Genomic DNA, 16102 nt, shown 5'->3' with positions numbered 1-16102 from the left:
GGGGGCCGGGCGGGGTCGCATGCGCGGGGCGGGTTGGACAGTGCGGCGGGGAACGGGTCGTCTTCGTCGGCGGGCGGGACCGATGCGGATGCCGGGGCGGGGGCCAGCTCCGGGACGAGCAACGGGAGCGGAACCGACTCGGGCTCCGGTGCCAGTGGAGTCGGAGCCAGCGGTTCAGGGGCCAGCGGCTCCGGCCCCGTCTCCGCAGCTTCGGGAACCGGAGCAAGTGGTGAAGGGGCCCGTGCGGCGGCGTCCGCGGCCCCCTCCGGTGACGACGCCGGCGGCACGTCCGCCTCGGCATCAACGGGCGGCAGCGGCCCGACAGCGAGTGTCGATACGGGAGCCGGGGCTCACGCCGGTGCGCGTAGTGACGCCGCACCGGCGTCCGCGGCGCCCCCTGCCTCTGCGCCGTCGTCCGATCGGCCGCTGACCCCGTTCGACGCGGGCTACACCGAGCAGCGGGCCGCGGCTCAGGCCGCCGCGTCGACCGATGCCGGGGACTCACCCAACCCGTCGGGTACGCCTGATTCCTCGCCCGGAACACAGACCACGCCGGACACATCGACGGGTCCGCAGCGGGAGAGCGGCGGCCAAACAGCACCGGCCGCCGTGTCGGACCCGCAGTCCTCGGTCCCGCACGCACGCGTGGACGCGGACACGAACACCCCCGCACCCACACCGGACATGCCGCCGACCCCCGGACAGCCCGATCCGTCCCAGAGCATCAACACGGCATCCGAGAGCGCCACCCCATCTCAGGAGTCCAACGGCCCCGGCCCCCTGTCGCAGACGCCCTCGCACGACCGCGCAGCCGACCCGGCCACCGGCACGGACCCGCGTACCCATGTGCAACAACCCACCACTCCCACCACACCGACGGCTTCGGTTGGCACCCCCACGCCCACCGATACGACCTCGCCCTCATCCCAGACCCCTGCCACCCCGGGCTCCATGCCCAACCCCGGTACGCACACGGGCACGGGCACGGGCACGGGCAACGACTCGATGTCGCACTCGCGCACCTCCACCCCGACCTTCCACTCCCAAAGCGCAACCGCCACCGAGGCCCACGCCCCCACCCGATCCGCGCCCACGGCGAATCCGGCCCCCAGCACCGACCCCACTCCGTCGACGCCTGTCCCGAACCAGGTCCCCCACACCGCACCGGCCCCGACGCCGGGCCCGGCCGCGAACGCACCGACCACCCAGGCTCCGGGCCCATCGCGCCACACCAGCCCCACGGCCACCCCCCGCACGGACACGCCCCAAGGCGCGACACCCACGCCCACACGGACTCCGGACCGCCCCGCACCCAGCCGCCCCGATCAGCCATCGCCCTCGGCGCCCGGCCCAGCCACCCCTGGCAACGCCGACTCCCACCACACCGCCAACAAGCCGGGGCCGGCGGGCATCTACGCCGTGCCCGCCCCCACCCCGAACAACAACTCCGCCGCCCAGCGACCCGGTTCGAACAACCAACCCCCACACCAGTCCCCCACCCCGCCACCGCCGCACCAGGACCAGCCCGCCCCTCTCTCCCAGGGCCAGAGCCTCCAGCAGATCCGCGACAGCCTCAACCACGCCCCCTACGGCCTGCTTCCGCCCGACCCCGCCGACCAACAGGCCCTCTTGGACGCCGTCCCCCGCAACCCCGACGGCACCCCGCAGCGCCACCCCGACCCCAACGGCGAATGGGCCCAACTCGAGAACGACCACGGCATCGAGCAGCCGGGCCGTTCCAACAACTGCCTCGACAATGCCCGTGCAGGCCTGTCCACCTGGTTCGGCGACCCCCAGGTCTCGGCACCGCGCACCCCGGACAAGAACCAGGACGGCTCGCTCGACACGATGTCGCCCGAGCGCGACTCGTACAACAACCTCGACGCCTGGGCCGGACGCCCCCAGATCTGGGCCGGCGCCGACCACCCCAATCCGTATGCGCGAATAGCCCAACACCTCCAGGAGGCGGGCCCCGGCTCCGCCGCCATCATTGGTGTCCAATGGCCCGGTGGCGGTGGTCACGCCTTCAACGTCTACAACCACAACGGCCAGATCATCTGGGTCGACCACCAGACCGGCGAAGTCAGCCCCAACCCCATCCACACCGGCGCCGCCGGCGTCCGCTACGTCCCCTTCGACCCCAACGGCCAGACCATGGACGCCCCATGGGAAAGACAGTCCACCGAAGCTGAGTCCGGACAGCGAAATTCCGTGGCGGAACCCGACGAGGGCCACCGCGACTCTGCGCCTAACTCGGGTACACGGGCCACCACAGCAGTGGACGACCGCACGGACGCTGGCCGTGAGCGCGCATCAACGGAGTTCCAGGGACCTGGCCCGTTCGTGACGCATGTAGACCGCGAGCGGCTCTCCAATCTGTTCGCCCAGGCAGTGGACTCCAGGCAGCAGAATGCGACCGACTCTCCAAGACTTGAATCCACTCGACTGAATTCGAGCGAACGAGACGCTTATCGAGCACCACCGCAACAGATGTCCGCAAGCATCGGGTACGGCTCCACCTCCAGCCAACACTCCAATAGCACAAACTCGCCAAATTCAGGAACATGGCCAACCGTCGGCCCGCAGCAGACCGCACCTCAACCTCAGCATGTCGATCTACCTCCTGAGCTGGACGAACTGATCGACCTTGCCCCCACGTCCGGAGGACCCACCTCGCGCATCCAGGAAGGCGAGTCCATCCAGTACAAGGAGGACCGCCCCGGCAGGGGTGGGCGTGGCGAGGTCGGCGACGGGATGACACCCGACCACATCCCGTCCAATCAGGCGTTGCAGATTTCCGCACAGAACAAGAGGTACAGCGAAGAGGAGGAGAGGGTTCGTCGCCCACTTACGGACAGCGAGCGAAAGCGCCTTCGATTGAGCAAGGAAGAGAAGGATGAAATCAACAACAACGGCTGGGCCATATTCATTTCCGATGAATTCCACAAGAAGTACAGCAGGACGTACGGTGGGCGCCAGGCGGGGCGCGACAGTCCTACCGAACTGAAACGCAAAGAGCAGGACGCCCGAAATCTCGCCGAAGCAGCACGCAGGGACTTCGAAGCACAATTGTCAGCATTTGACCCAAATTTGCCGCACAGTGACCCTCGATGCCTGACCAGGGCGGTGGTGGCCCGCTACGTCAAGCACTATGAGAACCTGGCGAATGATGCCGATAGTGAGATCTCCTACTCTAAGGAGATCAACGATTTGCTGCTGACGTATCTGAGAAAGGCGAGGCCTTGACGCATCTCGAGCTGTTTTCCCAGGAGCTCATCGACGACGAATCCATCTCCGTTGGGGAGATCACCGAGCGCATCGCCTCATGGCTGTCGCAACAGGGTGGGCGAGGGGTCGATGAAGCAGTCGCGTGTCTGCTGACGACGCGCGATGAGCGGGTCGCTGCGTTCGCGGCCCAGTATTTGGCCCTGTTGCCCGGGCTCCAGGAGGAAAAGAATCGCGTTGCAGAGCGGCTCCGCGGAGTCGAGGGCATGGCTCCTGCCGTTTCCCGACTGGTCCCATGGCTGTCGGCCAGGCTCCTCGAAGAGGTGGTGAACGACTATCTCGAGGCCGAGGACACATACGGGCCTTGGTTCGATGTCGTTTATGAAGTGAGCCTTTACCAACCTGGGCTGCTGCGACCGCAGTTGAGTCGAATCAAGGATCCCGATGTTCGGTTCGGCATGTTGTCCGGTGGGCCGGACTCCTATGTGCCGGGGCTCGTCGACCGGTGGCGACACGGGCAGAAGGCAGGAGCCCTGAACCTGCTGGCGCGGATGCGCACCGAGGCGGCAGCACAGGCGCTGTTGGGCTTTCGTGAGGATTTCCCCGAACCGGCTGAATGGGAAGCCCTGGTGGAAATGGCCGGCCGTCTGCCGGACTCGGGCGAAAGCTCGGGGTACGAGCCTGCCTACATGGGATCCGTGGTCGACCGCGACGAGAGTCCGCACATCATGGGCGGGACGTACGCCGGTGACATGCCGCTCTGTCCCGTCTGCGACCGGCCCGCGGCGCGCGTGTTGACACTCAGGGCGGCAGCTTTGCCGTTCCCGCTGAGCACCGATCCCTCCTTCTTCTGGTACTCCTGTCACTGCTACACCCTGGAGTTCGCGACGGTGAAACTCGTTCCGGACGGGCTCGAGGTCTTCTACGGCCCCCAGGGGCCTGGGGTTGACGACGGTCACGTTGTGCCGGGGGTGCGGGCCATGGCGCTCGAGCCTCACCCGAACCAGTTGGGAATCAGCGTCGACGCCACGGGCGGCAGCTCCCGTCACCAAGTGGGTGGACGCCCCCGGTGGATCACAACCGCATCGCATCCACGGTGTCCGGAATGCGGCTTGGCCATGCGTTTCCTCGCATCGATCGACAGTGGCCCGACAGTGTTCGGGCACATGAACTTCGACGGTACGCTCTACGGGTTCTGGTGTGACACCTGCCGGGTCTCCAGCGTTCAGCACCAGGCATAGTGCTGGTGGCGGACGCCGACGAGTTGCCGCCGGTCGGGGCGATCGTCCTGGCCATGGACTGCCGTCAGTGAAGTGGCCCCGCCTCGTCTCCGACGCGATGGTCTACGCCCCGGAGTTCGGGTGAGTGACCGTTGATTCCTGACAGCCGTCGGCCGACTCTCGCTAAGCTGAGGGTGTTTGCCATGAAGTGACGGAAAGGGCTGATGCGGCGTGGGGACCACAGGCGAGACGCCGGAGGAGATCGAGGCCCGAAAGGAGCGCGAGAAGAACGAGTTGTACGCGCTCGACATCTCCGGTGTCACGTGGGAGAGCGCGCCCGGGACCGAGCAGGACGAGGAGCGCGTCGAGATCGCCAAGTTGCCGGGCGGCGCCGTCGCGATGCGTTCGTCGCTGGAGCCCGAGACGGTGCTGCGGTACACCGAGGCGGAGTGGACGGCGTTCGTACTCGGGGCCCGGGACGGGGAGTTCGACCTGGAGCCGGCTCCGCGCACGGGTGGCGCGGAGGTCTAGTAGCCGTACCCGTACGTACCTGCCGCAGCAGGCTGTGTCGGCATGTCCGCGTCCAGGACCGAGGCCGCCTGGTGCGCCAGCGCCGCGACGAGGCGCGACGGCAGCCAGCCGGGCGTGAGGAGCGTCGAGGCGTGGTCGGTCGAGCCGAAACCGGCGGGACGCGCCGCACCACCCGCGCTCAACTCGGCCACCATGTCCGCCAGTTGAGGGCGCTGCACCGGGTCCCGGGACAGGCATCGGCTCACCAGTGAGCGCAGCGACGCCGGGAGTTCGTCCCGTTCGGGCACCGTGTGGCCCGTCGCGGCGTACGCGAGCGTCGCGCCCAGGCCGTACACGTCGCCGAGCGGGCGCGGTTGTCCGCCCGCCGCCTGCTCCGGCGCGAGGGCCGTGACGTCGACGCCCGGCAGGTCGCGGCGTACCGCTCCGTCGGGTGCCGCCGCCCGTACCGCGCCGAAGCAGTCGAGGCGCGGGCCGTCGAAGGAGAGCAGTACGGCCGCCGGGGAGAGTCCGGCGTGGACGAGGCTCTGGCCGTGGATCACGGACAGCGTCTCGGCGAGTGCCACGCCGAGGGCGCGGACGGTGCGCTCGGGCAGCGGGCCGCCGTGGAGGGCGAGCGCCATGGGGAGCGGCAGTACGGGGACGTAGGGGCGCGTGTGCCAGGGGGCTCCGCCGGGCGGCGCCAGTTCCACGGTCGGCAGGGTCCAGCTGCCCAGTAGGTAGCGCGCCGCGTCCGCCTCCGCCATGAAGCGGTTCGGGTCGACCCCGGGGGCCGGGGTGCTGAGGAGGACTGTTCGGTCGCCCTCGGGTGTGCGGGCGATGTAGCGGGCCGCCGACGCCGCGCCCTCCTGATCGATGGACGTGAGCAGCAGATACGGGCCCATCTGCCGGCCGCCGCCCCCGGCCCCGCCCCTGACGCTCTGCACGTGCGATCACTCCCCCGATACGAAACCTGACACGAAACCCCGACACGGCCCTGGTACGACCCGGCATGGACCCGGTACGGGCCCGCGGTACGGACCCCGATGCCGAACCCGCCGCGAACCCGCTGCGAACCCGCCTCCAACACCCCCGCCCCACCGCCGACCCTACCGCCGCCTAGAACACGGACAGCGCCTGCACCGTGCTGTCCATCAGCAGGAAGACCCGGTTCCCGCCGACCGCGAGCTGCGTGTAGTGGGGCCGCGGGAACCTGGTCGTCCAGGCGTTCTTGCCGTCCTTCTGCGGGATGCCCTTCAGCTGGAGCTCCCCGATGCCGCCGCCGTCGTCGACGGACCAGAGGCTGGTGCCCTGCGCGAGGACCCGGCTGGTCGTGGACGGGCCGACGGCGAACCACTCCTGGTTGCCGTCGGCCCGGTTGTGGCAGCGGGTGACGTCGACGGCGTTGGCGTACACGTGGTTTCCCCGTACCTCGGGCGGGCCCCACTTGCTGTACACGGAGTCGGCGCCGCCGAGCGGGAACGTGCTCCACTCGCGGTTGCCGTCGCGGAGCCGGTAGGCCTCCAGGGTCTTGCCGTTGAGGTAGACCATGCCGTCGGCGATGGCGGGGCGGACGACGGACTCCGACTCCTCGGACTGCTTCCATGCCGTGCGGCCGTCGTCGGTGCGCACCGCGAGCACCGTGCCGTCGCCGGACGGGACGACCAGGAGGCCTCCGCCGACCGCGGCCGGGCCGTGCAGCTTCCCGCGGAACTTCGCGGGCACGGTGACCGTCCACCGCACCTCGGCGTCCTCGCTGTTGACGCAGCGCAGCCGGTCGTCCTTCGTGATCAGGTAGACCGCGTCGGGGCCCGCGGCGAGCAGCGTCTCGGCCTCGGCCTGCTCGCACGTCCACTTCGCCGCGCCCGTGGAGGGCACGAAGGTGTGCAGCGTGCCCTGTTCGTCCGCGCCGACGACGAGCCGGTCGGCCACCGACACGTAGCCGGACCTGGCCCGCAGTCCTGCGGCGGACCAGCGCCGCTTGCCGTTCTTGACGCCGTACGCCCCGATGCCGCCGGAGCCGAGCGCGAAGACCAGCACGTCGCGCACGGGCAGCAGTTCGGGCGAGGTGGCGTCGGCCGTGCCGACGGACCACAGCTTCATGGACCCGCCGTTCTCGACGTAGTCGTCGGCGGGCTTGGACTTCAGGGCCTGTACGGGGGTCCTGACGGCGGCCGGGATGTCGAACAGGGCACTGTCGGGGCGCGAGCCGTACCACCACGCGGCCGTGCCGCCGCCGACCGCGGCGACGCTGCCGCCGACGGCGAGCGTCGTCAGCAGGCGTCTTCGCGACATCGCGGGCTGCTGCGGCCGCACCCCGCCGACGACGGTCGTCGACAGGTGCCGGGCGCCGGTCTCCCGCTCGGTGATCGCGTCGGCGATGGAGCCGCGCCGCCAGGTCTTCTCCGCGCCCTTGGGCGGCCGCATCGCCTCGGCGATCTGGGCCGGGGTGGGACGGTGGGTGGGGTCCTTCGCGAGGCAGGGGGCGATCAGGGCGAGCAACTCCGGGTTGATTCCCTGGAGTTGGGGCTCGCCGTGCACCACCTCGTACTGCACGGCCGCCACGTGTCCGCCGTCGAACGCGCGCCGTCCCGTGGCCGCGTACACGAGCACCGCACCCAGCGAGAAGATGTCGGCGGCCGGGGTGACGCGACGGCCCAGCACCTGCTCGGGAGCCCCGTATCCGGGGGTGACCGGCACCTCGCCCGTCGTGGTGAGGGTCAGTCCGTGCTCGGGGCGTGCGATGCCGAAGTCGATGATGCGCGGGCCCGTGGACGTCAGCACGATGTTCGGCGGCTTGAGGTCGCGGTGGATGAAGCCGGCCGCGTGGATGTCGGCGAGGGTGTGCGCGAGGGACGCCGCGAGGGCGCGCAGGGTGGGTTCGGGCAGCGGGCCGTGCGCCTCGACGGCCTGGTCGAGGGTGAGGCCCGCGAGGAACTCGGTGGCCATCCACGGTCGGCCGCCCTCGGTCCACGCGCCGAGGACGTTCGCGACTCCCTTGCTGCGTACGGCCTGTGCGGCCTGCGCCTCGCGCACGAACCGCTGGGCGAGGTTGGTGTCGTGGGCGAGTTCGGGCTTGAGCACCTTGACCGCGGCGAGCGTCCCGGCGCCGTCCTGGCCGACGTACACCTTGCCCATGCCGCCCTCGCCGAGGACACCGAGGACGCGGTAGGGACCGAGGCGGAGGGGGTCGCCGATGCCGAGGGGTTTCATGTGGGGCCTTCTGCCGGGGAGGCGGTCTTGGAACGTGTGCGTGCGTGGGGGGGTGTCACTTCATGGGGTACGCGGCGAGCTTGGCGTTGTCGCTCAGGGAGAGGATGCGCGTGCGTTCCGGGTTCGCGTAGAAGCGGTCGCCGTCGGTCTTGTACGTCCACGCGACCTCGTGGCTCTTGAGGTCGACGGCGTGCAACTGCGCGCCGTTGCGGTAGTACGCGCACTGTTTGCCGATGAGCGGGCGCCACGCCCTGGACTGTTCGTCGGCGCTGCCGTCCTTCTCCACCCACAGCCGCTCGCCGCCGCTCGCTTTGTACGCGGCGAGTCCGACGCCCTCGCCCACCGCGTACACGACGCCGCCCACCAGCGTCGGCGGGCCGAACGCGCGGCCTTCGGGCGTCTGCCACTGCGCCTTGCCGTCCTTGAGGCGCACGGCGCGCAGCCGGGTACCGCCGATGTAGAGGTGTGTGTCGTCGGCCGCGATCCCGGCCCACAAGGGAGCGGCGTCGTCGACGAGGTAGGGGACGTCCCACAGGATGGCGCCGGTCTTCAGGTTCCGTACGACGATGTGGGGCTCGTCCTCCTTCTGCTGCTGGTACGTGACCAGGCGCCCGCCGGCCACCTTCGCGGCGAGGATGTACATGTACTGGTCGAGCTCGTCACGCCGGGGCAGCGGCTTGGACCACAGCGTCTTGCCGGTCGCGCAGTTCACGGCGCGCAGCGTCCACTTCTGCGCCTTCTCGTAACCGAGCTTTCCGCCCTTGCCCTTGCCGGCCACCACGTACGCGATGTCGTCGGCGACGCAGAGGAGTTGGTTCCCCTCCAGGTGGTCGTTGGTGTCGGCGAGGCGGGCGAGGGTCTTGGTCTTCTTGCCGGTGCGCGGGTCGATCGCCTCGACGACGACGGGCGCGCCCGCCCGGTCGTCCTGGTAGACGTTGTACGACAGGTGGTAGAGCTTGCCGTCCGCGGCGGTCCACTGCCATCCGCCGCCGATGTGGTCGTCCCACTTCTTCGCGCCGTCGGACACGGCGAGGCCGCGGGCGTATCCGCGCATCGCGACGGCGACTCCGCCGACGATGGCGGGGATCATCGCCTTTCCGCCGTCGACGACGCTGCTCCCGAAGTAGCCCTCGTCCTTCCAGAGGGGGTCGAGGTTGCGGCGGCCGCTGGTGTCAGTGGCCTTGGGGTCCGCCGCCTTCTTCTTCGCCTCCTCCGAGGAGCGGCCGGTCCACCACAGGGCGCCTCCCGCCGCGAGCGCGCCGACGCCGAGGACGCCGCCGGCGGCGAGGAAACGGCGCCGCGTCACGGGCGCGCTGGTGGTGGAGTCCACAGCGGTGGTCTGCGGGAGCGTGTGCGTCAGGGGTGCGGCGAGCCGCTGCGGGGCGGGCTGCCATACGGCGGTGGCCCGGCGGCCGATGTCGCCGAGCAGCGTCTCGGACAGGTGGTCGGCGAACTCGCCCGCCCCCGTGTGGAGTTGGGCGGACAGCTCCTGCGTGGTGGGCCGCCGCGTCGGGTCCTTGTCGAGGCAGCGCGCCAGTACGGGGGCGAGTGCGGCGGGCACACCCGTGAGGTCCGGTTCGCCGTACCGCACGCGGTACAGCAGGTCTGCGGCCTGTCCGTTGCCGAACGGGCCGCTGCCACGGGCCGCGAACACCAGGACGCCCGCGAGCGCGAACACGTCTCCGGCCGGGCCGTGTTCCTGACCGGTGACCTGTTCCGGTGACATGAACGCGGGGGTGCCGACGGCGGATCCGGTGCGGGTGAGGCGGTCGTCGCCGATGGCCCGGGCGATGCCGAAGTCGATGACCTTCGGGCCGTACGCCGTGACGAGGATGTTGGACGGCTTGAGGTCGCGGTGCACGACGTCGCTGCGGTGCAGTTGGCCGAGCGCCCCGCACAGGGCGGCGCCCAGCGCGCGCACGGTCGCCTCGGGCATCGGCCCGCCGGCCTCGACGGCCTCGTCGAGGGGCGGCCCGAGGACGTACTCGGTGGCCAGCCACGGGGTCTCGGCCAGCGGGTCCGCGTCGACGACCTTCGCCCCGAACTGCCCGCCGATGACGCGGGCGGCGTCGATCTCCAGCCGGAACCGGGTGCGGCCCGCCTGGTCGGCGGCGAGCGCGGCGTGCATCGTCTTGACGGCGACGGTGCGCCCGCCGGCGGTCCGCGCGACGTACACGGTTCCCATGCCGCCGCTGCCGAGCCGGGCGACGAGGCGGAACGGGCCGAGGTGTACGGGGTCGTCGTGGGTGAGCGCGGTAGGCATGAGGTGAGTTCTCGCCGGGGTCGGGGGCAGAGCGGGTCAGTGGGTGTGCTGTACGCACACGGGTGGGGCGCCGCCCCTCATCCGATTCCGCACGCCACGCCCTCCCCGCCGCAGTCCGAGCCACGACCTCCCCAGCCACGGCGCGGCGAGTCTAGTCGACCGGGTGTGGACGGGCCTGCCGTGCGGGCGGTTTTGGTGATTAGGCTGGGACGGGACGTGTCCTGTGTTCCCGCGCACGCGTCAAGGGGGGCGGGGGCTCGACCACACCAGGAGGCATTGTGAGCAGCGATCGGGACGATGTCCGCGGGGGCGGCGGATCACCCGCCGGCGACCCGTCCGACGCGGGATCCGGTGCCGAGCCTCCGGGCGGGTTCACGGGCGACTCCCCGGGCGAGTTCACCATCGACTACGCGCCTCCGCCCTGGTACGAGCAGGCGAGCGCGCGGGGCGGCGGGGGGAGTTGGGGTACGGGGGCGGAGGGGATGCGGGGGGCTCCGGCGGCTCCAGTTAGCCCGGCGGCGCCGGTTGCTCCGATCGCCTCGGCGGGTCCGGCCGCGGCAGCGATGCCGGTCGAGTCGGTGACTCCGATGGCTCCGGCAGGCCCGGCCGCACCAGCGGCTCCGACGGCTCCGACGGCTCCGACGGCTCCAACTGCTCCAGTCGTTCCGGCAGCTCCGGTCACCCCGGTGGCGCCGGCTACGCCGGTGATGCCTGTCGAGTCGGCAACTCCTGCCGCTCCTGCGGCTCCAGTCGCCCCGGCAGCTCCGGTCAGGGCAGCGATGCCGGTCGAGTCGGCGGCTCCGGCAGGCCCTGCCGCTCCTGCCGCTCCTGCCGCTCCTGCCGCTCCTGCGGCGCCGGTTGCCCCGGCGGCGCCCGCCATGCCAGCGCTGCCCGTCGAGCCGGCAGCTCCGGCAGCTCCGGCAGCTCCGGCAGCTCCGGCAGCTCCGGCAGCTCCGGCTGAGCCGACCATGCCGGTAGCTCCGGTGGCCCCGCCGGCTCCAACCGCACCGGCCGCACCGGGAGTACCGGGAGTACCGGGAGTACCGGGCGACTCGGTGGCCCCGGCCGCACCGGGTACTCCGGCGGCTCCCGGCCCCCCGCCCGCCCCGGCGATGCCGGCCGAGTTCGCGATGCCGGCTGCGTCGCCGAATGCCGTCGTACCGGCAGCACCGGCAGCACCGGCAGCACCGGCAGCACCGGCAGCACCGGCAGCACCGGCAGCACCGGCAGCACCGGCTCAGCCGACCACGACGTCGGGTTCCGTTACGCCTGGAGCGCCAGCGGCTATCGCTGAGCCGCTGCCACCGGCGGCTCCGGCTCAGTCACCCCCCGCCGCGGCCGGTGTTTCGGATGGGCAGGAGTCGTCAACCGGTCCTGACGATGCGGACAATGGGGATCTGGAGACCGGCACCACTCTGCGTTTCTCCGCTCCCTCGCTGAAGCGGAGCTTCGAGGAGCTCGCCGCGCTCGGGGAGCCGCCCGCCCCCGCGCCCCCGGAGGACCAGACTCCCGAGGAGAGGGCCCGAGCGTGGGTCGATGCCCACCGGGTGCACGTCGACATCGACACGGACAGCTCCCGCGCGAAGACGGCCGAAGCGGCCCCTACGGACACCGACTTCCCGATCGCGGGGCCGGACAACGAGCCGACGCCGCCCGTCGCCGAATCCACGGCACCCCCCGCGGATTCCCGGGTTCCCCTCCCCGAACCGGTCGCCGATCCCGCCACGCCACAGCCGGCTCAGGCCCCTGGCACCGCAGCGGGCTGGGCTCCCCCGCCCCCGCCGGCAGGCGGAGTCCCGCCGTTGCCGCCGTCGTTCCAGCCGGCCGCGCCGGCCGCGGCCTCGCAGTGGTCCGCCCCCGCGGCGGCACCGCCCCAAGGTGAATACGGCCCGCCCCAGAGCGAGCCCACCCCCAACGCTCCCTCGGGCCCGCAGCCGCTGCCCCAACCCGGCTACGGCTTCCCCCAGCCCCCGGCCCAACCAGCACCCCCAGTCCACGGCCAACCGCCCACGGCCCCCGCTCCCCCGGCCGGTTACGGCTTCCCGCAGCCGCCCGCCGCACCCGCGCCCGCACCGCAGCCCGGTTACGGCTTCCCGCAGGCCCCCGCGCAACCGGCACCCCCGACCCAACACCAGCCGAACCAGCCCACGCCAACCCCACAGCCCGGCTACGGCTCCCCGCACACACCCGCCCAACCGGCACCCCCCACCCAGCACCAGCCGAACCAGCCCACGCCAACCCCACCACCCGGCTACGGCTCCCCGCACACACCCGCCCAACCGGCACCCCCGACCCAGCCCACACCGACCCCACCCCCCACGGACCACCAGTCCCCACCCGCGTACGGCTCCCCGTACCCCGCTCAACCCCAGCCGCCCGCCCAACCCATGCCCGGCGCCCAGCCCCACCCCACCTGGCAGCAGCCCGCACAGCCCGTGCAGCACCCCGTGCCGCCCGGTCACCCGCAGCCCCACGACACCAACGCGCCCCTCGGCTACACCGCCGCCGTCGAGCTGTCGGCCGACCGGCTGGTCAACAGCAAGCGGCAGAAGCAGCGCAGCAAGGCGCCCGGCGCGGGTGGTGGGCGGTTCAAGTTCGGGGGCAAGAAGGAGGAGACGGAGCGGCAGCGGAAGCTGGAGCTCATCCGCACCCCGGTCTCGTCCTGCTACCGGATCGCCGTCATCAGCCTCAAGGGCGGCGTCGGCAAGACGACCACGACGACGGCCCTCGGCTCGACGCTCGCCGGCGAACGTCAGGACAAGATCCTGGCCATCGACGCCAACCCGGACGCCGGCACGCTCGGCCGCCGCGTACGCCGCGAAACCGGCGCCACCATCCGCGACCTGGTGCAGAACATCCCGCAGCTGCACTCGTACGCGGACATCCGTCGGTACACCTCGCAGACCCCCTCCGGCCTGGAGATCATCGCCAACGACGTGGAGCCGGAGGTGTCGTCGACGTTCGACGACGCCGACTACCGGCGCGCGATCGACCTGCTCGGCAAGGAGTACCCGGTCATCCTGACCGACTCCGGCACCGGCCTGCTGTACTCGGCGATGCGCGGAGTCCTCGACCTCGCCGACCAGTTGATCATCATCTCGACCCCGTCCGTCGACGGCGCGTCCAGCGCGAGCACCACCCTCGACTGGCTGTCCGCGCACGGGTACTCCGAGCTCGTCGCCCGCTCCCTCACCGTCATCTCGGGCGTCCGCGAGACCGGCAAGATGATCAAGGTGGACGACATCGTCGGTCACTTCCGGACCCGCTGCCGCGGCGTGATCGTCATCCCCTTCGACGAGCACCTGGCGGCGGGCGCCGAGGTCGACCTCGACATGATGCGCCCCAAGGTGCGGGAAGCCTACTTCGACCTCTCCGCGATGGTCGCCGAGGGCTTCGCCCGCACGCATCAGCACCAGCACCAGCACCAGCACCAGGCACCGCAGCAGCCGATGCACCCCGGCTGGCAGACCCCACCGCCACCCCCGCACTGAGCAACTCACCCAGGGGCCCGCACCCGTCGAACACGGATGCGGGCCCCCGGCGTGTCCTGCACCCATCCGGGTGCCATCCCCTGGCCTGCAAAGCATCAGAGGTCTCGACCAATGTGCGTGAAATGCAGGTCAACTCGTTATTTCCGCAGGCCACATGGGGTTCACCCACCGTTGACGTTCCTCAACTGCCGCTGATAAACCAACACTTCAGTCGACCTGAATTCTCAGATCCAGCCCAGCTGTGCGAGCGATGCGCGAGGTCACCGCCGATGGACACACCAGCTCAGCAAGACATGGACCACAGAACGGCCCGCCCACCGCGGCGCGGAGTGCGGATACTCCTCGCGGCGGGCGCCGCGGCGTTCACCCTGACGGCAGGCCTCGCCACGCCGCTGAACCCGGCGCCGCAGCAGGCCGAGGCGAAGGCGAGCGGCAACGCCGCGGCCAAGGCCGACAGCGGCAAGAACAAGACGCTCACCGTGGCCGTCGCCCAGAGCGTCGACTCGCTGAGCCCGTTCCTGGCGACGCGCCTGGTCAGTACGAGCATCCACCGGCTGATGTACGAGTACCTGACCAATTACGACCCGAAGGACAACCACGTCATCCCGGGGTTCGCCACCAAGTGGAAGCCCTCGGCCGACAAGCTGACGTGGACGTACACCATCCGCTCGGACTCGAAGTGGTCCGACGGCCAGAAGGCCACCGCCCACGACGCCGCCTTCACCTTCAACAAGATGATGACGGACGACGGCGCGGCGACCGCCAACGGCTCGTTCGTCGGCAACTTCAAGAAGGTCACGGCGCCCAGCGACACCAAGCTCGTCGTCGAGCTGAAGAAGCCGCAGGCGACCATGACGTCCCTCGACATCCCGATCGTGCCCGAGCACGTCTGGAAGGACGTCAAGGACTACTCGAAGTTCAACAACGACAAGGACTTCCCGATCGTCGGGAACGGTCCGTACGTCGTCACCGGCTACAAGACCGACCAGTACGTGAAGCTGAAGCGCAACCCGGACTTCTGGCGCAAGACGAAGACGCCGCAGTTCGACAACATCGTCTTCAAGACGTACAAGGACCAGGACGCCGCGGTCGCCGCCCTGCGCAAGGGCGAGGTCTCCTTCGTGGCCGGCTCCCCCGCCCTGACGCCCGCTCAGGCGGCGTCCCTCAAGGGCGAGAAGGACATCAAGGTCAACGAGGGCCCGGGCCGCCGCTTCTACGCGATCGCCGTGAACCCCGGCTGGAAGACCAAGAGCGGCAAGAAGTTCGGCGACGGCAACCCGGCGCTGCTCGACAAGTCCTTCCGCCAGGCACTCTTCCGGTCCGTCGACACCAAGACCATCGTCGACAAGGTCTTCCAGGGCCACGCCGTGCGCGGCCAGGGCTACATCCCGCCGCGCTTCCAGGACTACTACTGGCAGCCCTCCAGCGATCAGCAGCTGAGCTACGACCCGAAGTCCGCGGGCAAGATGCTCGACGACGCGGGCTACAAGATGAAGGACGGCAAGCGCGTCGGCAAGGACGGCAAGCCGATCAATCTGCGGATGCTGTGCCACGCCACCGATCCCAACGACAAGGCGGTCGGCAAGTACCTCAAGGAGTGGTGGGGCAAGGTCGGCATCGGCCTCAAGCTCAACTGCGTCGACGACGTCTCCGTGCCCTGGTACGCGGGCGAGTACGACCTCGCCTTCGACGGCTGGTCGGTCAACCCGGACCCGGACTTCGTCCTCGGCATCCACACCTGCGCCGCCCTGCCGAGCAAGCCGAAGGAGGTCGCGCAGACCGACAACGGCATCTGCGACAAGACCTTCGACAAGCTCTACAACCAGCAGCTCGCCGACTACGACCCGGCGTCGCGCGCGGACACCGTGAAGAAGATGGAGTCCTGGCTCTACGACTCCGGCTACATGAACGTCATGGCGTACCCGAACGCGGTCGAGGCCTACCGCACCGACCAGATCAAGTCCATCCAGACGATGCCCACGGCGGCCGGCAACATCTACGGCCAGGACGGGTATTGGAGCTGGTGGTCGGCCGAACCCGCGTCGGCGTCCGACAGCGAGGACAGCGGTTCGTCCAGCTCCACCGGGATCGTGATCGGCATCGTGGTCGCGGCGCTCGTCGTCATCGGCGGCGGAGTGCTCTTCGCGCGGCGGCGCCGCACGACGGCGGACGAGCGCGAGTAG

7 protein-coding genes and 2 pseudogenes are annotated in these 16102 nt (G+C 70.6%); 6 read left to right on the top strand and 3 right to left on the bottom strand.

Annotated elements, in window-relative coordinates; all coding sequences use genetic code 11:
- The first annotated feature begins 1629 nt into the window (after positions 1-1629).
- From ACZ7L4_RS36180 to ACZ7L4_RS36170, 3 genes are all read left to right on the top strand, one after another.
- Positions 1630-3246: a toxin glutamine deamidase domain-containing protein gene (locus ACZ7L4_RS36180; RefSeq protein ID WP_472109221.1), complete on the top strand. Its 1617-nt coding sequence runs from the start codon at positions 1630-1632 to the stop codon at positions 3244-3246.
- Positions 3243-4466 carry a hypothetical protein gene (locus tag ACZ7L4_RS36175; protein ID WP_472109219.1) on the top strand — a complete coding sequence of 408 codons (1224 nt, stop codon included), beginning with the start codon at positions 3243-3245 and terminating at the stop codon, positions 4464-4466. Before ACZ7L4_RS36180 ends, ACZ7L4_RS36175 begins: the two co-directional genes overlap by 4 nt.
- 210 nt (positions 4467-4676) lie before the next feature.
- Entirely contained in the window at positions 4677-4976 is a 300-nt protein-coding gene (locus ACZ7L4_RS36170) for a DUF397 domain-containing protein (protein WP_450815165.1), read from the top strand.
- On the opposite strand, the gene ACZ7L4_RS36165 is transcribed toward ACZ7L4_RS36170, so the two are convergent.
- From ACZ7L4_RS36165 to ACZ7L4_RS36155, 3 genes are all read right to left on the bottom strand, one after another.
- A complete protein-coding gene (locus tag ACZ7L4_RS36165) occupies positions 4973-5857 on the bottom strand; it encodes a protein kinase family protein (RefSeq protein WP_472109246.1) in 885 nt (294 codons plus the stop codon). The two genes, ACZ7L4_RS36170 and ACZ7L4_RS36165, sit on opposite strands and share 4 nt — an antisense overlap.
- Before the next feature lie 214 nt (positions 5858-6071).
- The gene (locus ACZ7L4_RS36160; RefSeq protein WP_472109217.1) at positions 6072-8165 is read right to left on the bottom strand and encodes a protein kinase domain-containing protein; all 2094 of its coding nucleotides are present in this window, start codon (positions 8163-8165) and stop codon (positions 6072-6074) included.
- Between the two features lie 55 nt (positions 8166-8220).
- Entirely contained in the window at positions 8221-10428 is a 2208-nt protein-coding gene (locus ACZ7L4_RS36155; RefSeq protein ID WP_472109215.1) for a protein kinase domain-containing protein, read from the bottom strand.
- A 278-nt stretch (positions 10429-10706) separates the two neighbouring features.
- On the opposite strand from ACZ7L4_RS36155, the pseudogene ACZ7L4_RS36150 reads away from it, so the two are divergent.
- The 3 genes and pseudogenes from ACZ7L4_RS36150 to ACZ7L4_RS36140 all read left to right on the top strand — a co-directional run.
- Positions 10707-10856 (top strand): annotated as a pseudogene (locus ACZ7L4_RS36150) (SCO5717 family growth-regulating ATPase); the annotation flags it as partial.
- 450 nt (positions 10857-11306) lie between these two features.
- A pseudogene (locus tag ACZ7L4_RS36145) lies at positions 11307-13910 on the top strand (MinD/ParA family ATP-binding protein); the annotation flags it as partial.
- A gap of 302 nt (positions 13911-14212) precedes the next feature.
- Positions 14213-16102, top strand: coding sequence for an ABC transporter substrate-binding protein (locus ACZ7L4_RS36140; RefSeq protein WP_472109213.1), 1890 nt, complete (start codon positions 14213-14215; stop codon positions 16100-16102).

It is taken from the genome of Streptomyces sp. NPDC107575, assembly GCF_055657265.1.
The sequence above is the reverse complement of the archived record's forward strand: the minus strand, read 5'-3'. Positions and strand labels throughout refer to the sequence as shown.